The 23,030-nt window shown below is 39.8% G+C and carries 18 protein-coding genes; 13 read left to right on the top strand and 5 right to left on the bottom strand.

The genetic code is table 11. The features are described from left to right. Nucleotides 1–7 precede the first annotated feature (7 nt). Genes galT through G8782_RS06450 form a run of 3 tightly spaced genes read right to left on the bottom strand, consistent with a single transcriptional unit; the run spans nt 8 to nt 3,665 of the window. Nucleotides 8–1,486, bottom strand: coding sequence for a UDP-glucose--hexose-1-phosphate uridylyltransferase (galT, locus tag G8782_RS06460; protein WP_172370042.1), 1,479 nt, complete (start codon nt 1,484–1,486; stop codon nt 8–10). Continuing rightward, nucleotides 1,486–2,484 carry a UDP-glucose 4-epimerase GalE gene (gene galE, locus G8782_RS06455; protein ID WP_172370041.1) on the bottom strand — a complete coding sequence of 333 codons (999 nt, stop codon included), beginning with the start codon at nt 2,482–2,484 and terminating at the stop codon, nt 1,486–1,488. The genes galT and galE overlap by 1 nt, the downstream gene beginning before the upstream one ends. Next, complete coding sequence (locus tag G8782_RS06450) at nt 2,481–3,665, bottom strand: galactokinase (protein WP_246231555.1); 1,185 nt, start codon at nt 3,663–3,665, stop codon at nt 2,481–2,483. The genes galE and G8782_RS06450 overlap by 4 nt, the downstream gene beginning before the upstream one ends. A 161-nt stretch (nt 3,666–3,826) precedes the next feature. On the opposite strand from G8782_RS06450, the gene G8782_RS06445 reads away from it, so the two are divergent. The 3 genes from G8782_RS06445 to gndA all read left to right on the top strand — a co-directional run bounded on the left by G8782_RS06445 (nt 3,827) and on the right by gndA (nt 8,056). Next, nucleotides 3,827–4,756 carry a DMT family transporter gene (locus G8782_RS06445; RefSeq protein ID WP_172370040.1) on the top strand — a complete coding sequence of 310 codons (930 nt, stop codon included), beginning with the start codon at nt 3,827–3,829 and terminating at the stop codon, nt 4,754–4,756. A 447-nt stretch (nt 4,757–5,203) separates the two neighbouring features. Beyond that, complete coding sequence (gene uxaC / locus G8782_RS06440; RefSeq protein ID WP_172370039.1) at nt 5,204–6,601, top strand: glucuronate isomerase; 1,398 nt, start codon at nt 5,204–5,206, stop codon at nt 6,599–6,601. Between the two features lie 45 nt (nt 6,602–6,646). Beyond that, complete coding sequence (gene gndA / locus G8782_RS06435) at nt 6,647–8,056, top strand: NADP-dependent phosphogluconate dehydrogenase (protein ID WP_172370038.1); 1,410 nt, start codon at nt 6,647–6,649, stop codon at nt 8,054–8,056. Between the two features lie 97 nt (nt 8,057–8,153). Here the strand turns inward: gndA and G8782_RS06430 are convergent, their stop codons facing one another. Then, on the bottom strand, nt 8,154–9,317 hold the full coding sequence (locus G8782_RS06430) for an ROK family transcriptional regulator (protein WP_172370037.1): 1,164 nt from the start codon (nt 9,315–9,317) through the stop codon (nt 8,154–8,156). 159 nt (nt 9,318–9,476) lie between these two features. Between G8782_RS06430 and larC the strand changes: the two genes are divergently transcribed. From larC to G8782_RS06390, 8 genes are all read left to right on the top strand, one after another. Continuing rightward, entirely contained in the window at nt 9,477–10,238 is a 762-nt protein-coding gene (gene larC, locus G8782_RS06425; RefSeq protein WP_172370036.1) for a nickel pincer cofactor biosynthesis protein LarC, read from the top strand. A gap of 12 nt (nt 10,239–10,250) precedes the next feature. After that, complete coding sequence (locus G8782_RS06420) at nt 10,251–11,624, top strand: hypothetical protein (RefSeq protein WP_172370035.1); 1,374 nt, start codon at nt 10,251–10,253, stop codon at nt 11,622–11,624. A gap of 666 nt (nt 11,625–12,290) precedes the next feature. Next, a complete protein-coding gene (locus G8782_RS06415) occupies nt 12,291–13,214 on the top strand; it encodes a carbohydrate ABC transporter permease (protein ID WP_172370034.1) in 924 nt (307 codons plus the stop codon). A gap of 3 nt (nt 13,215–13,217) precedes the next feature. After that, nucleotides 13,218–14,054 carry a carbohydrate ABC transporter permease gene (locus G8782_RS06410; protein ID WP_172370033.1) on the top strand — a complete coding sequence of 279 codons (837 nt, stop codon included), beginning with the start codon at nt 13,218–13,220 and terminating at the stop codon, nt 14,052–14,054. A gap of 38 nt (nt 14,055–14,092) precedes the next feature. Then, nucleotides 14,093–15,400 (top strand): ABC transporter substrate-binding protein, encoded by a 1,308-nt coding sequence (locus tag G8782_RS06405; protein WP_172370032.1) that lies wholly within the window; start codon nt 14,093–14,095, stop codon nt 15,398–15,400. A 75-nt stretch (nt 15,401–15,475) separates the two neighbouring features. Then, a complete protein-coding gene (locus tag G8782_RS06400) occupies nt 15,476–16,567 on the top strand; it encodes a glycoside hydrolase family 88/105 protein (protein WP_172370031.1) in 1,092 nt (363 codons plus the stop codon). 98 nt (nt 16,568–16,665) lie between these two features. Then, nucleotides 16,666–18,474, top strand: a complete 1,809-nt coding sequence (locus G8782_RS06395; protein WP_172370030.1) for a sensor histidine kinase — start codon at nt 16,666–16,668, stop codon at nt 18,472–18,474. After that, entirely contained in the window at nt 18,467–20,008 is a 1,542-nt protein-coding gene (locus tag G8782_RS06390; RefSeq protein WP_172370029.1) for a response regulator, read from the top strand. The genes G8782_RS06395 and G8782_RS06390 overlap by 8 nt, the downstream gene beginning before the upstream one ends. Nucleotides 20,009–20,359: 351 nt before the next feature. Here G8782_RS06390 and G8782_RS06385 read toward each other — a convergent pair whose 3' ends face one another. After that, nucleotides 20,360–21,124 carry an IclR family transcriptional regulator gene (locus G8782_RS06385; RefSeq protein ID WP_172370028.1) on the bottom strand — a complete coding sequence of 255 codons (765 nt, stop codon included), beginning with the start codon at nt 21,122–21,124 and terminating at the stop codon, nt 20,360–20,362. 195 nt (nt 21,125–21,319) lie between these two features. Here G8782_RS06385 and G8782_RS18400 point away from each other — a divergent pair, with 195 nt between their 5' ends. Continuing rightward, the gene (locus G8782_RS18400; RefSeq protein WP_216667766.1) at nt 21,320–21,967 is read left to right on the top strand and encodes a bifunctional 4-hydroxy-2-oxoglutarate aldolase/2-dehydro-3-deoxy-phosphogluconate aldolase; all 648 of its coding nucleotides are present in this window, start codon (nt 21,320–21,322) and stop codon (nt 21,965–21,967) included. Nucleotides 21,968–21,970: 3 nt separating this feature from the next. Beyond that, on the top strand, nt 21,971–22,984 hold the full coding sequence (locus G8782_RS18395; RefSeq protein ID WP_216667765.1) for a sugar kinase: 1,014 nt from the start codon (nt 21,971–21,973) through the stop codon (nt 22,982–22,984). Nucleotides 22,985–23,030: the final 46 nt, after the last annotated feature.

Below are 23,030 nucleotides of genomic sequence, written 5' to 3'. Positions count from 1 at the left end.
TGGCCACCTATTCATTTAATCTGTCGATAAATCTTTCATAATCAGTTTTTTTCTTAAAAACACCTGCATCTTTCAAGACTCTCGCGAACTTATTTCCAAGTTCTTTTTCTATGATCGATTCAATTTCTTCCATACTAGATAATTCACCGTAGGTATTTTTCATCTGATCGACCCAATCGCTATGATAAGGAGCTACTTCACTAGGTTGGCCTAATAAGTCTTTCTTGATTTCCTCCAGTTCATCCTTTAGGCGTGCGGGTAATACCGCGAGTCCCATTACTTCGATCAGCCCGATGTTTTCTTTCTTGATATGATGAACATCTTCATGAGGATGGAAAATTCCAAGCGGGTGCTCATCGGTTGTTCGGTTGTTTCGTAAGACTAGATCGAGCTCAAATAATCCGTCCCGCATCCGAGCAATTGGCGTGATCGTATTATGCGGAGTGTCGCCACTAAATGCAAGAATGGCGGCATCTTCGTCACTATAACCTTTCCATGACGTCAGGACATAATCTGCAGCATCAACCAAAGTCTGGATGTCGTCGCTTTGAAGTCGAATTGTTGATAATGGCCAATCCAATACTGCGGCATTTATGTTCGGAAACCTTTCGAAGTGAAATGAAAATGCATTTTTTGCTCGAGTCATCGGAAATTCGTATCTTCCTGCTTGATAATGGTCATGACTTAAAATGGACCCGCCGACGATTGGTAAATCAGCATTCGAGCCAATAAAGTAATGCGGGAATTTTTCTATGAATGCCAGCAATCGTTCGAAAGAATCTTTGCTGATCTTCATATTCCGGTGCTCGCCGGATAGCACGATGCTATGCTCGTTATAATAAACGTAAGGTGAATATTGCAAGTACCATCTTTCATTAACGAGCGGAATTTCGACGATGCGGTGATTCGCTCTCGCCGGATAGGCTGTCCGTCCTTCATAGCCTTCGTTTTCAATGCATAATAGACATTTCGGGTAATTTATATCGCTTTTCAATTCGAGTTCCCGTTTAATTTGTTCGGGATCTTTTTCAGGTTTTGACATATTTATTGTAATATCCATTTCACCGTAGATTGTTTCGGCTTTAAAATGAATGTTTTTCTGAATGCGGTTCATCTGAATATAGTTGCTGTTTTTACTTAATTCGTAAAAATAGTCTGTTGCTTCTTGCGGGGACTTTTCATATTTCTTTTGAAACGTGCTGTTAATAACGGAAGGCCTTGCCACGAAGCAATTCATAATATTTGCCGAAAGGATTTCTTTATCATCAAAAACATTCTCGATCATATTATTTTCAACTGCGTAAGCAATAATTTTTTCGAGTATATTTGGGATTGTATCTTCTGTCTTGTTTTTATTTGTTTCAGGAAAAGATTCCAGGTTGAGCAGGGCAAGTACCTGGTTACGTACGTAAATCTGATCTGCTTCTTCGATTAACTTAGTATCGATTCCTTTTTGAATCAAACCACTAATATGTTCGTAAATCATTAGTCCACATCCTTTTCATAGCCGTTTGGATTAGCAACATGCCAGTTCCATGCATCTTGGATAATTGTTTCGACAGAAGTCCGAGTCGGTTTCCAACCTAGTACGGTTGAAGCTTTTTCGGAACTCGCGACTAGCGTGCTTGGATCTCCCGCGCGGCGTTCTCCTGATTTTTCGGGGATTTCTTTTCCGGTCACTTTCCGTGCGGCATCAATCATTTCTTTAACGGAAAATCCTTGGTTGCTTCCAAGGTTGAAAATATCGCTTTTTCCGCCATTGTTTAAATAGTCAAGTGCTAAAAGATGCGCATTGATAAGGTCTTCGACATGGACATAGTCGCGAATGCAAGTGCCGTCTGGCGTATCATAATCATCACCGAATACGGTAATATGAGGACGTTTCCCGAGTGCAACTTCTAATATGATAGGCACTAAGTGCGTTTCTGGGCGATGATCTTCACCGATTTCAGCAGTTTCCCGAGCTCCCGCAACGTTGAAATATCGTAAGGAAACATACTGAATTCCGTATGCTTGCTCACACCATTTCATCATTTTCTCCATCGCTAATTTCGTTTCACCGTAGGCATTCGTTGGGTTAGTCTTGACTTCTTCAGTGATTGGTATCGTACCCGGTTCCCCATATGTTGCGGCCGTTGATGAAAAGACAATTTTCTTAACGCCAAATTCTTTCATCACTTCTAATAAAACCTGAGTACCGTAAACATTGTTATCGAAGTACTCTAGAGGTTTTTCCATTGATTCGCCAACAAGTGAATTTGCAGCAAAATGAACGACAGAATCAATCGATTCTTTATTAAAGACGTCGCGCATAAATTTGATGTCGCGAATATCGCCTTCGTAAAATGTAGCGTCAGGATGGATCGCTTTTCGATTGCCGGTTTGAAGATTATCAATAATAATGACGTCAAATTTTTGGTCGATGAGCTGATAAACGGCATGAGAACCGATGTATCCAGCCCCGCCTAGAACTAATATACTCATTTCGCACACTCCTCTGAAATTTCTCTTGCTCCGTTACCAATTGTTGCGATGTAAAAAGATGGTGCGTAACCGATTTTCTCATTGTAGATATTATCTAGATTGTTTTTAAACTTGTCGATTTGGTCTTTTTCGACGATTGCGATGGCACAACCGCCAAAACCTGCGCCAGTCATGCGTGCGCCGATGACACCTGGTTGCTCCCAAGCAGCACTAACGATGGTATCTAGTTCAAGTCCCGTAACTTCATAGTCAACTTGAAGCGACATATGAGATTCGTTCATTAATTTGCCAAAAGCATCAAGGTCGCCAAGTTCTAATTTTTTAGCGGCTTCGATCGTTCGCTGATTTTCATAAACTGCATGTTTTGCACGTTTTTGGTTGATGTCATTTTTGATCAAGTGTTTGTGCTGTTCGAATTGTTCTTTGGTTAGATCGCCTAGACTTTTAATTGGAAGCTCAGTTTGCAAATCTGCTAATGCTTGTTCACATTGGGCGCGGCGTTCATTGTATTTTGAGCCTGCCAGTGTCCGTTGTTTATTGGTATTAATAATGATGATTACATGATTTTCGAGTGTGATTGGCGCGTATTGATATTCGAGCGTTTGGCTATTTAATAGGATGGCATGATCTTTTTTACCTTTCCCGATCGCGAATTGGTCCATAATCCCGCTATTGACACCAATATAATCGTTTTCGACTTTTTGACCGAGTTGAATCATCTTCATGCGGTCGATTTCCAAGTCGAATAAGCCTTCAAGTACAACGCCAGTAACCATTTCAATTGAAGACGAAGAAGAGAGTCCGGCACCGTTTGGAATGTTTCCATAGAACAAAATATCCATTCCAGCAGTTATGTTAAAGCCGCTTTCCCGAATAAACTTAATCATCCCTTTGGGGAAGTTCGCCCAATTATGTGTATCGTTATAATCGAGGTTGCGTAAATCACATTCAATAATCCCGATGTCAGGGAAGTTTAAAGAGTAAAAGCGCAACTTTTGATCATCACGATCTTGGGCAAGGGCATAGGTGCCGAATGAAATGGAAGCAGGGAAGACATGCCCGCCATTATAGTCCGTATGTTCACCAATCAGATTAATCCTTCCAGGTGCAAAAAATGTTCGTGGTGTAGTTGGTGTGTCAAAAATGATTTGAAATTTATAAAGCAAGTCGGGATTTTTCAATTGTAATGCCTCCTATAGAACTTAATAAATTAATTTAATTAAGTTAAGTGTACGTGAAGTTTTTGAAAAGTTCAACAAGAAACGCTCTTTTTGCTCAGATAACGGGAATGATGATAGTATTAAGTTTGTGATTTTGTTCAACAACTCAGGAGATGTTTAGCATGAAGAAGTATTTAACGAAGAAATGGTCAGTCATTACAATCGCCATTTTTTGTTCGATTTTATGGGGGAGTGCATTCCCCGTATTGAAGGTAAGTTATGAGGAATTGCAAATGGTTCCGGAAGACACGATAGCCAAAGTAGTGTTTGCGGGCATGCGATTTTTATTGGCTGGATTGATCTTGTTAGTCGGCTTATTTTTCATTAACCGAAAAGCGTTATTTGTTTCACGAAAACAAATTCCTATATTGATTGTCTTCGGTTTGACGCAAACCGCATTGCAATACTTTTTCTTTTATAATGGCCTTGCTAAAACTACGGGTATGAAAGGCGCGATTCTTGCCTCAAGCGGCACATTTTTCACGGTGATGTTGGCGCATTACTTCTATGTAAATGATCGGATGAATTGGCAAAAGACAATTGGTTTAGTCGCCGGATTCGCAGGCATTATCGTCGCCAATTGGGGCGCAGGATTTCAAGTGAGTTTTCAAATGACGGGTGAAGGTTATATGATCTTGGCGGCATTAACTGGAGCAGTCGGAACGATTATGGCGAAGGAAATGGCAGTCGGTATTCATCCTTTTGCTTTGACAGGTTGGCAATTAACGATCGGTTCAGTGCTCATGCTAGTCGTTGGATTGCCGCAGCTAAGGGAAAATGCAATGACATTTACGCCATTGGGCTGGGGATTATTCATCTATTCCGCTCTTCTTTCTGCGGTTGCATTTGCATTGTGGTATTCCATTTTGAAATATAATAAAGCCGGAGAGATCAGCATTTACAAATTTGCAACACCCGTTTCAGGCGCTATTTTGTCAGCGCTGTTTATTCCGGGAGAAAATCTAACGCTACTCGTCATCGCGGCATTAGTGCTTGTCGCTGCTGGATTTATTGCGATTAATTATAAACCTAAGCAGGCTGCTGATAATTAAGTAATCGTTTTAATTATAATAGGCTTTTTAAAGTTTCGGCCTTTCCAGCGGCACTAAATAACTCTATCAGCAGAGTGAAATCAACGAATTATATAATACCGAGTACTTGTATAATGAAGTACTTGGTTTTTATATGTCTTTCATATGGGTGAATAGTCCGGACTTGCAAGCAAAACACCTTCAACTGGAAGCAAACCCACTCGGAGTGCAAGGAAAGCCCTTTTGAATGCATGCAAATAATTACCTCAAATAAATCCTATCCAAATCCAATGAAATATCATGCGATTCTAAACTCTCTCTTTAAATGGACTTGAAAAGTAAAGCGTTTACATTTAAGATAGACAATAGAGAGTTAATCTGTTTGTTTGACAAACAAACTAAATAAATAACTCTAACAACGTTGTTATCTATAATTTTACATAAATAAAAATTGAAGGGTTGGTAATTATGAAAACTTTTATCACTGATGATTTTCTGTTGTACAATGATACTGCGAAAGAGTTGTTTCATGGTACGGCCAAAGATTTACCAATTATCGATTATCACAACCATTTAAATCAAAAGGAAATTCTGGAGGATAAAAACTTCACGAATCTATCCGAAATCTGGTTAGGCGGGGACCACTATAAATGGAGAGCGATGCGCGCGAACGGTGTCGATGAGTCCTTCATTACAGGTGATAAAAGTGATTATGAAAAGTTTTTAGAGTGGTCCAAAACAGTTCCGAAAACATTCGGCAATCCATTGTATCACTGGACGCATTTAGAACTGAAACATTATTTCGGTATTGATGAACTTCTCAATGAAAAGACGGCTCCTGCAATTTGGGAAGAAGCGAATAAAAAATTAGCGACAAAAGATATGTCCATCAGATCATTGCTTAAAAAAGATAAAGTAGAATTTTTAGGAACCACGGATGACCCGACAGATGATTTGGCGAGTCACAAGGCTTTACATGATGAAGGCTTTGAAATTACAGTATCGCCTTCATTCCGGCCAGATAAAGGACTAAATCTTGAGCGTGAAGAATTTATTGGCTGGCTCGAGAAACTTGGTCAAGTAACAAATTCTTCGATTGAAACATACGACCAATTACTAGATGCGTTAGCAAGTCGTGTCGATTATTTTGATGAACATGGTTGCCGTGCTTCTGACCACGGAATTGACGTCATGTTTTTTGAAGAAGCGACGAAAGCAGAAGCTGCAGCTATATTCCAAAAGCGTTTAAATGGAGAAGCTTTAAATTCGAAAGAAATCGAACAGTATAAGACGTTTACTTTGCTGACATTGGGTGAATTGTATGCCGAAAAAGGTTGGGCAATGCAACTACATCTAAGTGCGCTTAGAAATAACAACTCGAGAATGTTCAAGATTCTAGGCCCGGATACTGGATTCGATTCAATCGGTGATGTCTTAATTGCCAATAAAGTGTCGAACTTCTTAGATGCCCTTGAAAGTAAAGATAAGCTGCCAAAAACAATTCTTTATAGCTTAAACGCAAATGATAATAACGTGCTTGCGTCAATGGCCGGAAATTATCAAAGTTCTGAAATTGCTGGAAAAGTTCAATTTGGCACAGCTTGGTGGTTTAATGATACAATTGACGGTATGGAAGAACAGATGAAAATGCTTGCGAATATCGGCCTAATTAGTAATTTCGTTGGTATGTTAACTGACTCAAGAAGTTTCCTTTCATTCCCGAGACATGAATATTTCAGAAGAATACTTTGTAATCTATTCGGAACATGGGTTGAAGAACATAAAGTACCAAAAGATATGGCACTACTTGAGCAGTATGTAACGGATATTTGTTATGAAAATTCGAAGCGTTATTTCGGATTATAAGTTTCTCCATACAAATTAAGTTCGTTAAGGAAGGAAGAAAATCAAATGTCTAAACAACAAATTGGCGTTATCGGTTTGGCAGTAATGGGTAAAAACTTAGCTCTCAATATCGAAAGCAGAGGTTATACCGTTTCTGTATTTAATCGTACAACGTCTAGAACAGAAGAATTTCTAGAAAACGAAGCAAAAGGCAAGAATTTTTTCGGTGCGACAACAATTGAAGAGTTTGTCAACTCATTAGAAGTTCCGCGCAAAATCATGCTTATGGTTCAATCAGGAAAACCGACAGATGCGACTATTGCATCTTTGCAACCATTCCTTGAAAAAGGCGATATTTTAATTGACGGCGGAAACACATTGTATGAAGATACAATTCGTCGCAATAAAGAGTTGGAAAAAACGGGTATTCACTTCATCGGCACAGGCGTTTCCGGTGGAGAAGAGGGCGCGCTTACGGGTCCTTCAATCATGCCTGGTGGACAAAGAGAAGCTTACGATCTTGTCGAACCGATCTTTGATGCGATTGCAGCAAGAGTCGACGGAGAATCTTGCAGTTCTTATATCGGACCGGACGGCGCTGGCCATTATGTGAAAATGGTGCATAACGGAATCGAGTACGGCGATATGCAATTAATCGGAGAAGCGTATTTCATCTTGAAGCATGTTCTCGGGATGGACGCGCAAGAATTGCATGAAACATTCACAGAATGGAATAAAGGCGAATTAGATAGTTACTTAATTGAAATTACAGCGGAGATTTTCACGAAAATCGACGAAGAAACAAATCAGCCACTCATTGATGTCATTTTGGATAAAGCAGGGCAAAAAGGTACGGGTATGTGGACAAGCAAAAATGCATTGGATTTAGGCGTTCCGCTACCAGTTATAACAGAAGCTGTATTTGCACGTTGTATTTCCTCCATGAAAGACGAGCGCGTGAAGGCGAGCAAAGTACTAAAAGCGCCTGAAGCAATCGACTTCACTGGAGATAAAGAGGAGCTTGTTGAAGCTGTTCGAAAAGCTTTGTTCATGAGTAAAATCTGTTCTTATGCGCAAGGTTTTGCACAAATGCGTGCACAATCAGAAGAAAGCAACTGGAATCTTCGCTACGGCGATATCGCAATGATTTGGCGCGGCGGCTGTATTATCCGTGCACAATTTTTACAAAATATTAAAGATGCATACGATCGTAATCCAGAATTGGAAAACTTATTATTGGATGAATACTTTAATAATATTGTCGGCGAATACCAATCAGCGCTACGCGAAGTCGTATCGGTTGCGGTAAAACACGGTATCCCGGTACCGGCATTTGCAAGCGCGATTTCTTACTATGATAGCTACCGTTCAGAAAACTTGTCTGCGAACTTGATCCAGGCACAACGCGATTATTTCGGAGCGCATACGTATGAGCGTAAAGACAAAGAAGGTTCATTCCATACAAATTGGTTCTAATTTAAATGACAAACAAGCGCCCATTCAATTTGAACTGGGCGTTTGTTTTCATTGTTGGGATAAAAATAAGAATCCTCAAGTCGAGGATTCTAGTTTTTTATTCATCAAGCGATAAAATGAGTTCCGGAACTTCCAGAAAACGTTGTATCGCCAATGCACAGGCACCGATTGAACAGGATTTATTGCCAAGGTCTGAAATTTCAAGACTGCCATATTTGCTAACTGTGGATTTAAAACTGCTTTTAATTTTTTCGATTGAATTTGGGTACATTTTCAAGATTTCACTCGTTAAAACTAGGGTTTCCGGGTTATACATATTAATAATATTATTTAGGCCAACAGATAGATCCACGATAAATTGTTCTATCAACTTAATCGTAGTTGGATCATTTTCGGCGATTAAATTACGAACGTCGTTATAAGTCAGTTTTGGCACATCAAGTTGCTTAGAAAGTCGGGCAAACAGACTTGTTTCAGACGAATATTGTTCCCAGCAACCGCGGTTGCCGCAGCGACAAACTTCTCCGTCTTGAGCAATAATCATATGGCCCATTTCGCCGGCATAACCGTGGTATCCTTTGTGGAGCTTGCCGTCAATCATGATGCCGACGCCAATTCCCGAAGAAAGCATGATACAAAGCAAATTATTACTTTCATGATGCTTATAAACCCGTTCTGCATAAGCGGATAAGTTTGCGTTGTTTTGAATGGTGATGTTCAGGTCAAGTTCTTGCGTTAAATCATCCTTTAAGTTTTTATCCTGCCACTGGTATGTAGGGATGAAAAAGATGCTTTCGTCTTTGTTAACGGTTCCATGAACGCCAATCATGGCGCTAACCAATCCATATTTGCTTTTTGAAAACTTGCTTTTATACTTTTTAATCTGTTCAATAAGTAAACGAACAATTTCCTCATAATCAACAGTTTCAAATTCGATGGATTCGAAGTGAACCGGCTTGCCGCTTAAATCGGCGACCGTATATTGGATTTGTTTATAATCGAGATCGATCCCTAGTACATAACCGACACTTTTGTTGATTGAAAGCATGATCGGCCGTCTGCCAACGACATTATGTTCTAGCTTTGTTTCATTGATCAATTCTTCGTTTAATAAATCAGCAACCTGAACGGAAATCGTCGCTTTATTCAACCCGGTGATTTTAGACAGTTCCGCTCTCGAAATCATTTCATGTTCAATTATTTTACTTAAAATTATACTTCGATTTATTTTTTTGATATATGCGCCATCACCAGTAATCAAAGATTTTCGCCCCCTAAAGAATTTTTATAGTCATCAACCTTATTTGTTTAGTCGCCAAAGTAAGTGTGTTATGTTCAAATATAGCGTATATGGAGCTTAATGAAAAGGCTTTCACAAATGTTCTCTGATTTGATTATAGCATAGGAAGGAATTGTAAAAATGAATATTTTATATTTTGATTGTTTTTCAGGAATTAGCGGAGACATGGTCATCGGTGCTTTGATCGATGCAGGCGGAGATCCTACCCATTTAGTTAATGAATTAAAAAAGCTTAAGATGGTAGACGAGTATGAACTAACATTCACGAGAGTCGTGAAAAATGGCATTTCAAGTACGAAGTTTGATGTTTTATTGGAAACTGAAGCGCATCACCACGAGCACGAACATAGTCATGACGACCATCACGGTCATAGCCACCGTTCATACAAACATATTGTCCAACTCATTAAATCAGCTGGTTTTTCTGAGCGTGTTGAAGCAATGTCCTTATCTATTTTTGAAAAAATCGGGATTGCAGAAGGAATGATACACGGTGTTGCACTGGACGATGTTCATTTTCATGAAGTTGGCGCTGTCGATTCGATTATCGATATCGTCGGTACTGCAATTTTACTTGAACAGTTGGAGATTGATAAGATTCAATCGTCGCCAATTCCAGTCGGTTCAGGGAAGATTCACATTGATCATGGAATCTATCCGGTGCCGGCGCCTGCAACTTTGGAAATCCTGCGCGGCATTCCGATTGCTGCGAGCGATGTGAAAGGGGAACTCGCAACACCGACAGGGGCTGCGATTGTAGCTGTTCTTTCCGAAACTTTTGGCACGCTGCCAGCGATGAGAGTAAAATCGATCGGGTACGGTGCCGGAACGAAGACATTCCCAACTCATCCAAACGTATTACGTGTGATTATTGGAAATTAAATGGAGGTAACCATGAAGCAGCATCCGGTTTTTCAATATTTATATATTCTTTATGCGTCTGTATTTGCTGTTAACGTCGCCAATATTTTTATAGGCAGCGAGATGTTGAATTATATAATTGGTTTGTTTGCAATTTTTATGTTGGTCATTTCATTTCTTGGCGCTTCAAAATTATTCGTCATTTTAAGTGCTTCATTTCTCGTCATCGGGGGATTGCTATACGCTTCAACAGGCCAGTCGGTTTTAGCCATTCCCGGAATTTTAACCTCCAATATGGCGCTTCTTACCTTGTTAGCGATGCTTCCTTGGATGAATAGTGTTGTGAGAAGTGGTCGATTCGATCGCAGTTTGAATACGCTTATGAAAGTGAATGTGTCTGACTTAGGTAAATTGTACATACGCAGTTCTGCGACGACACTGACATTGGCGGCATTTTTAAACTTGTCAGCGGCTACAATTTCACAGGATGTGTTGAAAACGAACTTGGCTCACGTGAATAAAAGACTGAGGAACACGTTTATCAGTTCGTCCACACTCAGAGGATTTTCATTAGCTTTGCTGTGGAGCCCGCTTGAAATTTTATTGGCGGTGTCGATTTTCTTGACGGGTGTCTCTTATGTATCGATTTTACCTTGGTTAATATTGATTGCAGTCCTGACGTTCGGACTCGATTCGCTTTGGGGGCGTTTCTACTATAGAAAGCATGCGTATGAGGCCCCGGGTGATGGAGAACAGGAAAAAGTAAGTGTTGAAGGATTAGCAGGTAAAGTGATCCATCTGGCAAGCGCGTTAGTATTGTTTTTGGCGCTCGTCATTGGGTTGGGAACGTTGTTTGATATCGATTTCATCTTGACGGTGACACTCCTGATTTTCCCGTTTACTTATGTGTGGTCTATCATTATGAAAAGGTCGCGCAGTTTCTGGGCGATCGGGTGGAATACTTGGAAGTTGAAGACGAATACGATGCAAAACTTCGTCATCTTATTTATTTCACTATCATTCTTTTCGTATAGTATAAGTAACGCTTCGTTTTTAGAAGTCATTCAAAAGCCGATTTTATATGTTTCGGAATATCCGTTATTGGTCTTTTTCGTCATTCAGTTGCTTTTCATCGGTATGAGCATGTTCGGCGTTCATCCAATCGGGACGTTCGGAATCCTAGGCAGCCTCATCGCGTTATTGTTAGAAGTTTATCACCCGTTGAGTTTAGCGATTGTCCTAGTGACAAGTTCAATTGCAACGCTAACTGTAGGTACATATGGCTTGGTCGTAACCTTGACAGCAATGAACACAGATCAAAGCCCATACCGCATAACCATAAACAACTTAGCCTACTCCTTGATATTCGGGAGTATCGGGACGATAATTGCTTATCTTTTGTTGTAAATGAATTATGAACATAGCGCCTGTGAGGGTGCTATGTTTTTTATTTACTATTATTAAGGTGTTTTTTATTAGGTCCGTTGATTTCCGTTCCGGGCGGACGAGTTCCTGCGGGCATCACCTCAATCTCCTCGTCGCTACGTTTCGGCGGGGCTTTCGGTTGATACTGATTCCGCGGAGTTGCCACCCTCCACTCCAATCAGCTAATTTCACTGTAACAGTAGGAAACGTTATCGCCAAACCGGGAAACGTTACGCGAAAAGCAAGAAACGTTTTGTTCAAACCGGGAAACGTTTTCGAAAGCAGGAAACGTTATCTCCAAACCGGGAAACGTTATGCAAAAAGCAGGAAACGTTTTGTTCAAACCGGGAAACGTTTTCGAAAGCAGGAAACGTTATCTCCAAACCGGGAAACGTTATGCGAAAAGCAGGAACCGTTTTGCTAAAACCTGGAAACGTTACGAGGAAAGTAGGAAACGATTCAGCGAAAGCAGGAAACGTTTCACTCATAACACCAACAAACCCCGACCCAAAGCCATTTCTTCACTATCTAACTATTAAGAATCGAAAGATGTTAAAAAATCTAACAAAGACCTTAAAATATTACCTTATAAAAGAAAGCGTTTTCATTTAGACTTGAGCTAGTTAAGGAATTGGAAGGAGGACTACGATGAGCTCAAAACAGCTTAGTGGCGATGTGAAAGTGAAACGCAAGTTTAAAATAGATAATTGGATTCCCTACTTGTTTATCTTGCCGTCATTTCTGATAATCGCTACTTTTTTATTTTACCCGATTGGAACCGTTTTCTATTACAGCTTCCAACACTATGATATTTCAGCACCTTTTTACAACAAGTTTGCTGGTTTTGAAAACTTCGTTAAAATTTTTACAGCTGACAAACTCTTTTTCCCGAGTTTAATGACAAGTTTAAAATGGGTTGTGTCTCAAGTTGGTCTTCAGTTAATATTCGGATTACTATTCGCCGTAATGCTGAACCAAACATTTAAGCTTAGAGGTTTTGTTCGTGCAATTGCCTTCATACCGTGGGCGATTTCAGGCGTACTCGCTTCTGTTATGTGGTCGTTAATGTATAACGAGCATATGGGTGTTTTCAATGACATTTTAATGAAACTTGGAATCATCAGTGAGCCGCAAGCATTTCTAGCAAGTACTTCCAGTGCTTTCATTGCGGTCGTCATTGCAGAATTATGGAGAGGGATTCCGTTCTTCGCGATCACGTTGTTGGCATCGCTTCAAAGTATTCCCGAAGAATTGTATGAAGCGTCGGATATTGACGGCGCGAATAAATGGGAATCATTCATTCACATTACGTTGCCGCATTTGAAAAACACGATCGTGTTAACTACTTTACTCCGGACTGTTTGGGAATTTAATAACGTCGATCTAATTTTCAACTTGACTGGCGGAGGACCTGCGAATTCCACGACGACACTGACGATGTACATAGCGAACTTGGCTGTTAACGGAAGTGACTTCGGATATGGGTCCGCATTAACAGTTATTTCATTCTTACTACTATTTGTCTTTGCCATGGTTTACTTGAAGATTACTAGATATGAAAGGGAGGACTAAAAAATGGTCAACTCAAGAAGTCGTACAAATAAAATTTTATTTTTTTACCTCCCTTTAACATTAATGTTTACGTGGACAATCTTTCCGATTTATTGGACGATAAACACAGCATTCAAGCATGAAGGCGATATTGTAAAACGTCCGCTCGAGTATTTTCCGACGGCGCCAACTGTTGAAAACTTTGTGGTCGCTTGGAATAACGTCGGTTTTGCTACATTCTTTAAAAACAGTTTGATTGTAGGGATTTCGACAGTGCTCGTTGTTATTGTGTTATCGACATTGTCAGGGTATGCATTAAGCCGTTACAAGTTTAAAGGGAAACGTTCATTTTTGTTAATGTTGCTCGCAACGCAGTTTATTCCAAGAGCGATGTTAATCATCCCTTTGTTCATCATCTTCAAAAGTATGGGGTTAATCAGTAATCCGTTGTCGCTGATTATTACGTACACCGCCGTCGAGATTCCGTTTACGACGATCTTGATGAGTGGGTTTATCGGAAATATTCCGAGAGACCTAGAAGAGGCGGCCGCGGTTGATGGGGCAAGTAAATTGCAATCATTGCGCTTGGTCATGTTGCCGTTACTTCTTCCAGGGATTGTGGCAACAGCGGTGTTCACATTCATCTATACTTGGAATGAGTTCTTACTGGCACTCATGCTGACAAATCAGCAAAGCAAATTCACATTGCCAGTCGGTTTAAGCTTTATGATGGGCGAATTCAACGTTAACTACGGTGCGTTGGCTGCTGGAAGCGTAATCGCATTAATACCTGCGGTTATACTATTCGCTTATGCACAGAAACACCTTGTCAATGGTTTGGGCGGGGCAGTTAAAGGTTAAGGGGTACATGCAAGTAACTAAAAGGAGGAAGAATATCCATGAAGAACTTACTTAAAATCAGTTTGCTGTTAATGCTAGTAGCGGGTGGAATTTTAGCGGGTTGCGGAAGCAAGGATGACGGAGGCAAGACAGCGGACGGCAAAACGAAAATCACTTTTTGGGATGAAAATGCTGGACCGCAACGTACGCCGATTTGGGAAAAACTAATCGCAGATTTTGAAGAGGCAAATCCAGATATCGATGTTGACTATGTCGGCTTGCCGAAAGATTCTTCAAAATCTAAATTAGATACAGCGATTGCGGCCGATGATATGCCGGACGTTGGTTCTGTTCAAACATCTTGGTTGCCAGAGTTTTCGATTCGTGAAGCATTACTTCCGTTAGACGATTATTTAGCGGATTCAGAGTTAAATGATTTGATTAACGAAGGGGCAGTTACTTTCAATAAAGATGTCGTACGCGATGGTAAATTATATGGTATTCCATACACGCAAAACTTAGATGTTATTTGGATTCGTTCAGATTGGTTTAAAGAGGCTGGATTGGAAGCGCCAGATACTTGGGACGAGTTCTTCACTGCAGTCAATGAAATGACGGCGGATGGTCGATATGGTTATACGATTCGCGGCGGAGCAGGTGGATCTTTCCAACTTCAACGCTTGATGTTCGCATATTCCGGTTTGGAAAATTACTTCGATGATAACGGAAAATCAACAATCAATGATCCAAAACATGTTGAATTTCTCGAGAAATATTTCGACCTATACAAAAAGAATACACCTAAGAGCGACATTACAAACGATTATAAAGAAATGATTGCCGGTTTTGATACAGGCGTAGTGGCAATGGTTCACCACAATATCGGTTCTTACGGCGAGCATAGTAAAGCATTCGAACCAGATCAATTCGAAGCGATTCCTCTTCCGAAAACAGAAGATGGAAGATATGTAGCTGAAGGTGGAAACACGATTAACATGTCAATTTTCAAATCTACAAAAAATCCGGATGAAGCTTGGAAATTCGTTGAGTTCATCAACTCAGCTGAAAGCCAAAGTTACTGGAACGAGCAAGTCGGTCAAATCCCTACAAACGCTGACGTGTTAGATATGGATTGGATTAAAGACTCGGCTCATATTAAAACAGCATTTGAAGTGTATGATAATCCGCAAACTGTTTTATACAAACCGCCATTTTACTTACCGGACTACCGTTCAATTCTTGACAATACGGTAGATGCTGGAACGCAAAAAGTAATGAGCGGCGAGAGCACTGTTCAAGAGTTTCTCGATGAATGGGCAAAAGCGGTTGAAGATTCAGAAGCTAAATATAATGACGCAATGAAATAATTATAGTAATCTGAGTGTTGGTTCATTGGCACTCAGATTTACTATATAAAAACTAGTGGGGAGAGAATTGTTTAAATGACAACTAAAATTGAAACATCATTAGCAATTGCCGAGAAAGCTTGCCAGACAATCATGAAAACGTTTACGCCAGCAGAACTGCCGCCGGCAAATAGATGGCATTATCACCAAAGCGTATTTCTGTACGGGATGATGCGCGTCTGGGAAGCGACTGGGAAAGATGAGTATTTCGAGTATACAAAAGCCTATGTGGACAACTTATTGGATGACGAAGGGAACTTCTATTTTGATAGAGACGAACTCGATTCAATTCAAGTAGGTATTTTATTATTCCCGCTCTATGAAGCTACTAAAGAGAAAAAATATCTGATTGCGGCTAAGAAATTAAGAAATCTATTAAATACAATAAACAAAACATCCGAAGGCGGATACTGGCATAAAGACAAATACCCTTATCAAATGTGGTTGGACGGCTTATTTATGGCAGCTCCGTTCATGGTTATGTATGACAATCATTTCAATGAACCAGAACTGATCCAATCAGTACTTCTTCAAGAGAGATTAATGAGAAAGCATATGAAAGATCCGAACACTGGACTTCCATTCCACGCGTGGGATGAAAAGAAAGAACAGCCATGGGCAGATAAAGAAACGGGTTGTTCACCAGAGTTCTGGGGACGTTCAGTCGGTTGGTACGGAACTGCGCTTGTCGATCTGCTCGAATTATTAGAAGGTCAAAAACATGGACAAGAAGTGTTTGTTGAAGAATTGAAGCAGTTCATCCCAGCGCTTGTTAATTTCCAAGATGAAGATTCCGGTCTTTGGTATCAAATCGTTGATAAAGGCGATAGAGAAGATAACTGGTTAGAGTCTTCCTGTTCATCATTATTTATCTATACGATTGCGAAAGCGATCAAAGCTGGAATTGTCGATGATTCGTATAAAGCTATTGTCGATAAAGCGTATGAAGGTCTGTTAGATCGCATGGTTAAAGTCGACGGAGACCATCTTGAGCTAAGCGGCATTTGTATCGGAACATCAGCAGGCGTGTACGACTATTATGTTGGACGACCTACTTCCGAAAATGACTTGCACGGCATGGGTGCATTTATCTTAGCATGCATGGCGCTTCATGATATATCGAAATAAGCAGAGTAAGTAACGACTATGCTTGTCCTCTAGATTAGTCTATACTTAGTCTAGAGGCTTTTTTCTCTAAAAATTCGGTTTATGAGCAGGGGTTTACTATGCTACGTGAAAAAATGAAAGCTTTTAGTCGAAAAAACTTATTTTCATCATTTAGTTCAACCATCAATGCTTTTTATATTTCAATTATTATTATGATTGTCGCAATCATGGGTTGGGCATCTTATTTCTTGGCTACGAAACAAATTGAAGAAAATGCATATGAAAATATCAATGACACAGTTCTTCAAACGAATAATTATATCGATTTTATTTTAACAGATGTTTTTGAGCAGATTGTTTTATTGTCGAAGGACCCGAAAATCGCAGCTTTGGATGTAACGGATCAAGATACAAGAAACTCAAAGCTTTATGTAGATGTCGATGATGATATTCAAGCGATTTATCATCGATTTAATTCGATTATCGATTCGATTTATATAGATATTGACAATGGGAAACTGTCCTTTTATCAAGGGTCTCAGCAATTGAATTCTGAATTTTCCTATGACCACTATTTTACAGAATTCACAGGTAGCAAGGAATCTTTTTATTGGCGAAATATGCATCCCAATTCATTGACGACGAATCCCTATGATGTGCTTTCCGTCTTTCATTTAATCGAATCGGATAATCCATCTGAAAGAGGAATCATCTTATTTAATTTGCGTGCTGATTTTTTTGAGAACGTTTTCAATAAATCCTTGATCGGAGAAAATGGTTATTTAACATTAATTAGCCCGGACGGTACTTATCAGACACAAAAAATGCAAGATGGCTATCAGTTGGGTACGAAAACTTTACAGACATTAAATCAGTTGGAGCAAAAAGATGGAAAGTTCTCTTTTAAAAACGCGCAAGGCGAAAATTTGAACGTTGTTTATAACACAATCGGTGTGAATAAATGGAAAGTTGCAGCCGTTTTTCCTGAAAGTCAAATCTTGCAAACGATTAAAAACATAAAATATTTGATGTTGGGTTTAATTCTGATCGTCATCATCATGGCGACTTTTATTGTAAATATTGTTGGAAAGTATATTTCCAAGCCTATAGAAAAGTTAGCGACTGAAATGACGAAAGTAGACCGGGAACATCTGCAGCTGGCTGAAGGGTTGGCTGTGCCGAAAGAAATGCGGATTCTTTACAGCAGTTTTAACGAACAAATGGAGAAAAACACGGCTTTATTGAATCAAATCAAAATCGATCAAAAAGAAAAGCGGCAATTGGAAGTTGCGATTATTCAAGCGCAAATGAATCCGCATTTTCTATACAATACATTGTATTCCATAAAAGGGCTATGCGATATGGGGCTTAACGAAGATGCGAGTGAGATGATCAGCGCGCTTTCGAGCTTTTTCCGTATCAGCATTAGTCGCGGAAATGAAATCATTTCAATTGAAGAAGAAATCGACCATATCAAGAGTTATTTATATATTATGGAGATGCGTTACGGGGACGATTTTTCCTATACGCTTGATGTTGACGAAAGTGTTCTATCGAGCAGGATTATTAAACTTACGTTGCAACCATTGATTGAGAATGCAATTTATCACGGCGTAAAATTGAACCGCAATCAGGGGTTTATAAGTGTCCGGGTTCTTTCAGTCGGGGATAAAATTCACCTTGAGGTTGAAGATAACGGACTTGGAATGAGCGAAGAAAGATTGTCTAAGATTCGAGAAGAAGTCAATGCTCCATATAATGATAATCAGAAAAAATATATCGGGATCGGTTTGCGAAGTGTCAGTGAACGACTCAAAGGTTATTTCGGCAAAACATGCGAGCTAAAGATTGTCAGTGAAGTAGAAAAAGGCACGAAAATAACCATTATTATTCCTAACGTCAAAGGGGAGATCGAAGACTATGGATAAAGTCATCATTGTTGAAGATGATCGTATTATTCGACGCAGTTTGTCTAGAGCTCCATGGAAAGAGCATGGTTTTTTTCTAGCAGGTGAAGCAGCGGACGGTGAAAGCGCACTCGAATTGATTGAAAAGGAACAACCGAAAGTCGTCGTTTCCGATATATCGATGCCTTTTATGAACGGGCTTGAGATGGCCAGGGTAATAAAAGAAACGAGTCCTCATACGAAAGTGATTTTTCTGACCGGTTATGAAGACTTCAAATATGCGCAGGAAGCCGTTCAATTGAAAGCATTTGATTATTTATTGAAACCAGTGAAAATAGATGACTTGATTGAAAAGGTCAAAAAAGCCGCCGAAGAATGCAATAAAGAAATGACCAATGAAAGAAGGTTCGTTGAATCATTGCCTTTGTTGCAACAAAGATTTTTGCGGAAATTGGCCAACCAAGACGGTGCGACCATTGTCGATATTGAGCAGGAGTTAGCTGACCTCGATGTACAATTGGAAGGTCCTTTTTACAATGTGCTGCTTATTCACGTCAAGGAAGAAGAAAAAGCCGAAGTGACTGAAATTATTTCCGGGATGTTTTCTACTGGAAATGGTTATTTGTTGAACGGGGAAATGAATGAGATGGTCTTACTGTTATCGTTGGATGTTGATGACGGCGAGAGCGAAAAGAAATTAGCGGTCGATATTTTAGAACAATTAAAAGCGCAACTGGAAAATAGCGTGACGATTACGATTGGACGAACGTATCGAAACTTGTTTGAAATCAGCACGTCTTTTGTAGAATCAAAGTTAGCGATGGATATGAAGCATATTATGGGGACGAGCCGTGTGTATTCGATTGACGACACGATTCCTTCGACGATGCAAAATGTTAATTTGTTAAATGAATTGAACGAAAAATTTAATACTCAAATCAGACTGGAATCGCCGCCAAAGGCGAAGGAAACACTTGAACAAATAAGAGAATCGATTACTGAAAATAAGAGTATACCGCTGTCGGAAATAAAACTTCTCGGATTAAAATATAGCACTTCCCTTTATTATCAAATTAAGAAATGGAAGAAAGGGGAAGAAGAAAACTTAAGCATGACGGCTCTTTTTGATCATATTCTTCAAATGGAGTCGCTTCATGAAATGATGGATACGCTGCAAGGGCTTGTCGATGAGTGGTCGGATTCGATGGATAAAGAAAAGAACTTGAATCATAATTCGCTGGTCGATAATGCGATGGCGTATATGAAAGAGAATTTCCACGACTTGACGTTAACGCAGCAAAAAGTCGCCGAAAAGGTTTTTGTAAGCGCGCCTTATTTGAGTAACTTGTTCAAACATGAAAAGGGTCTGAACTTCGGCGATTATTTATTGGAATTAAGAATAACAAAAGCGATGGAGTTACTACGCGATCAAAATGCAAAGGTCTACAAAGTAGCCGAAAGCGTCGGTTACAGCAATCCACAGTATTTCAGTGTTTGTTTTAAAAAGTACACGGGGCATACGCCGGGGGAGTATCGGAAGAGTGTGCTTGCGTGAACGGTACTAATATAAAAGGTGTAATAAGAATTCCTCATTAAATTACGCTTCGGCGACCACTGGCAAGGCGCCTTCGCTGGTTTAGCTTGATAGATAGTTGTGGATTCTAATTTTGCCGAGTGAATGTTAGTTATAGCACTATAAATAACTTTCCCTCTATTAATGAAAGTAGTTGATTGGAGTGTAGGGAGGCGACTCCTACGGGAATAGCATTAACCGAAAGCCCCGCAGGAACGCAGTGACGAGGAGATTGAGGTGATGCCCGTGGAAAGCGTCCGACCGGAACGGAAATCAACGATCCATATAAAAAAGAGTACTAGAATAATGTAATAATCTAGTACTCGCCATTTGTCATTGTAGTTCATCTTCAATAGCAGTTTTACAATTCTGCACAGCTTCAATAATTTCATTCGTGAAGTCTTCATTAATTCTGTACTTTGGAACGCTGACGCTGAATGCGCCGAAGTTGTTGCCGTGGACTGTAAGACTTGCGGCGACGCAGAATACGTCTACTTCATGTTCGCCGTCGTCGAATGCATAACCTCGGGCTTTAATGGTGTTCAGTTCATTTCTGAAAGCTTTTTTAGTAGTAATTGTATTTTCCGTTTTGGGGATTAATTCGTGTTCGTTTAGATATTCTTCGATTTCTTCGGCTGTCTGTTCAGCAAGAATTGATTTCCCCATAGCTGAACAATAGAGAGGAATCGATCTTCCGATTTGGGAATACAAAGTCACCGGATTATTGCTTTCAATTTTAGTGATATATACAATTTTTGCATTTTCAATCATGCCAAGATGAACAGTTTCAGTCGTGATTCTTTGCAGCTCTTCCAAATGCGGTTGGGCAATTTTCTTAATATCCAACTGTTTAAGACTTTGCTTTGCATATTTAATAATGGAAGGCCCAAGTTCAAATTCATTTGTTTTTGAATCTCTTCTAACATAGCCAATTAACACCAACGTATTTAAAATTTTGGACGCTGTTGAATTCGTCAAATCGGTTGCTTTCGCGATTACATTTAGACGTTGCGGCTGTGCACTTTCAAACAAGAAATTCAATATTTGATCGGCTTTTATTAGAACAGTGCCGTATGGTTTACTTTCGGCTTTAGACATAATAATTTCCTACTTTCATAGCTCATATTTTCAGGGATTAACGATTAATGGTCAACTAATTAATAATAGTTTGTCTCATAAACAAATTAAAGGATTTAGCTTGTAAACGCTTTCTTTATTATATATAATAAAGAAGATAGTTTCCATATAATAATATGTGTTTCCAAATAGGAAATTTAATTTAGGAGGTGTGTTATGAAAAAGCAACAAGTACTTAGAAAACTAACTGATTGCGGAGTCGTTGCGGTCGTTCGTGCCGACACCGAAGAAGAAGCTTTGAAAATTTCAGAAGCTTGTGTATTGGGCGGTATTAACGGAATCGAAATTACTTTTACGGTTCAAGGTGCCGATAAAATTATTAGTGAACTAGCTACAGTTTACAAGAATAATAGTGATGTCGTCATTGGAGCAGGAACCGTGCTCGATGCCGTGACAGCTCGGATTGCAATCCTTGCAGGCGCAGAGTTCATCGTCAGCCCATGCTTTGATAAAGACACAGCGGAGTTATGTAATTTATATCAAATTCCGTATATGCCAGGATGCATGACAATTACTGAAATGAAGGAAGCGTTGAAATCCGGCGTCGATATCATTAAATTGTTCCCTGGTAATACATATGGGCCTGATTGGGTGAAGGGCGTTAAAGCGCCACTGCCGCAAGTGAATATTATGCCGACCGGCGGCGTCGATTTAGACAATGTCGACAAATGGATTAAAAACGGTTGTGTTGCTGTAGGTGTAGGCGGAAGTTTAGTAGCACATGCAAAAACAGGCGAGTTTGAAAAGATTACAGAAGATGCTCGGAAATTTGTCGACAAAGTTCAACAGGCAAGAGAGGCGTAATTTATGAAAAAGATAATTACTTTTGGTGAAATCTTGCTTCGTCTTTCGACAACAGTGGGGGAACGAATCATTCAAGCAAATCAGCTGACGATGAATTACGGCGGGGCGGAAGCGAATGTAGCCGTGTCCTTAGCGAATTTTGGTTATGACGTGAACATTGTCAGTAAAATTCCGGATAATTCACTTGGAAGTGCCGTGGAGAAACATTTAAAAGCGAACGGCGTGAAGACGGATTATTTGTTGAAAGGCGGCGAACGTCTTGGAACCTATTACTTGGAAACAGGTATAGGGGAAAGAAGTGCCCAAGTCGTCTATGACCGGAAGTATTCTAGTATTTCAATGCTAGCGGAAGATGAAATCGATTTTGACGAAATTTTTCGTGATGCGGCACTATTCCACGTATCGGGAATCACCCCGGCATTATCGCCCGCATTGAGTGAAATTACATTGTTGGCGTTAAAGAAAGCGAAAGAACTAGGTGTAACAACAAGTTTTGATTTTAATTATCGATCAAAGCTTTGGAGTAAAGAAGAAGCTGCCGAAGTCTTTAAACAGCTCTTAACGTATGTGGATATTTGTTCTTGCGGCGATAAGGATGCGATTCATTTTCTCGGAATTAAAGAAGCGGATGATTCGTTAGATGAGGGGAAAAAACTTAGCTACTATTACGCTAAGATTCAAGAGATGTACCCGAATATCACTTACATGAGTTCGACCTTCCGAAATGTTTTATCCGCATCAGAAAATGATTTGCAAGGCAATTTCTACGTAGATGGAATTTTGTATCAATCGAAAGTGCATCATATAAATCCAATCGTGGACCGTGTTGGAGGCGGGGACGCGTTTGCGTCAGGAATTTTATACGGAATTTTGGAAGAGATGTCTCCAGAAGAAGTAATTTCATTCGCGACTGCGGCATCCGCTTTGAAGCATACCGTCCACGGAGATTGCAATGTCTTTTCTGCGAATGAAGTGCTAGAGTTCGCTGAAAATGGTTCAGGTAGAATTATTCGTTAACTATTAAATAAGGCTTTTAACTATTAGGAGGATGACAACAATGGAA

Origin of the sequence: Sporosarcina jiandibaonis, from assembly GCF_013184495.1 — a bacterium.
Lineage (GTDB): Bacteria > Bacillota > Bacilli > Bacillales_A > Planococcaceae > Sporosarcina > Sporosarcina jiandibaonis.
Note: the sequence above shows the minus strand (reverse complement) of the source record. Positions and strands in the feature narration are given on the sequence as shown.

Coding starts and splice junctions, on each gene's coding strand:
- galT (WP_172370042.1), bottom strand. CDS start 1,486: ATGATTTACGAACATATTAGTGGTTTGATTCAAAAAGGAATCGATACT.
- galE (WP_172370041.1), bottom strand. CDS start 2,484: ATGAGTATATTAGTTCTAGGCGGGGCTGGATACATCGGTTCTCATGCC.
- G8782_RS06445 (WP_172370040.1), top strand. CDS start 3,827: ATGAAGAAGTATTTAACGAAGAAATGGTCAGTCATTACAATCGCCATT.
- uxaC (WP_172370039.1), top strand. CDS start 5,204: ATGAAAACTTTTATCACTGATGATTTTCTGTTGTACAATGATACTGCG.
- gndA (WP_172370038.1), top strand. CDS start 6,647: ATGTCTAAACAACAAATTGGCGTTATCGGTTTGGCAGTAATGGGTAAA.
- larC (WP_172370036.1), top strand. CDS start 9,477: ATGAATATTTTATATTTTGATTGTTTTTCAGGAATTAGCGGAGACATG.
- G8782_RS06420 (WP_172370035.1), top strand. CDS start 10,251: ATGAAGCAGCATCCGGTTTTTCAATATTTATATATTCTTTATGCGTCT.
- G8782_RS06415 (WP_172370034.1), top strand. CDS start 12,291: ATGAGCTCAAAACAGCTTAGTGGCGATGTGAAAGTGAAACGCAAGTTT.
- G8782_RS06410 (WP_172370033.1), top strand. CDS start 13,218: ATGGTCAACTCAAGAAGTCGTACAAATAAAATTTTATTTTTTTACCTC.
- G8782_RS06405 (WP_172370032.1), top strand. CDS start 14,093: ATGAAGAACTTACTTAAAATCAGTTTGCTGTTAATGCTAGTAGCGGGT.
- G8782_RS06400 (WP_172370031.1), top strand. CDS start 15,476: ATGACAACTAAAATTGAAACATCATTAGCAATTGCCGAGAAAGCTTGC.
- G8782_RS06395 (WP_172370030.1), top strand. CDS start 16,666: ATGCTACGTGAAAAAATGAAAGCTTTTAGTCGAAAAAACTTATTTTCA.
- G8782_RS06390 (WP_172370029.1), top strand. CDS start 18,467: ATGGATAAAGTCATCATTGTTGAAGATGATCGTATTATTCGACGCAGT.
- G8782_RS06385 (WP_172370028.1), bottom strand. CDS start 21,124: ATGTCTAAAGCCGAAAGTAAACCATACGGCACTGTTCTAATAAAAGCC.
- G8782_RS18400 (WP_216667766.1), top strand. CDS start 21,320: ATGAAAAAGCAACAAGTACTTAGAAAACTAACTGATTGCGGAGTCGTT.
- G8782_RS18395 (WP_216667765.1), top strand. CDS start 21,971: ATGAAAAAGATAATTACTTTTGGTGAAATCTTGCTTCGTCTTTCGACA.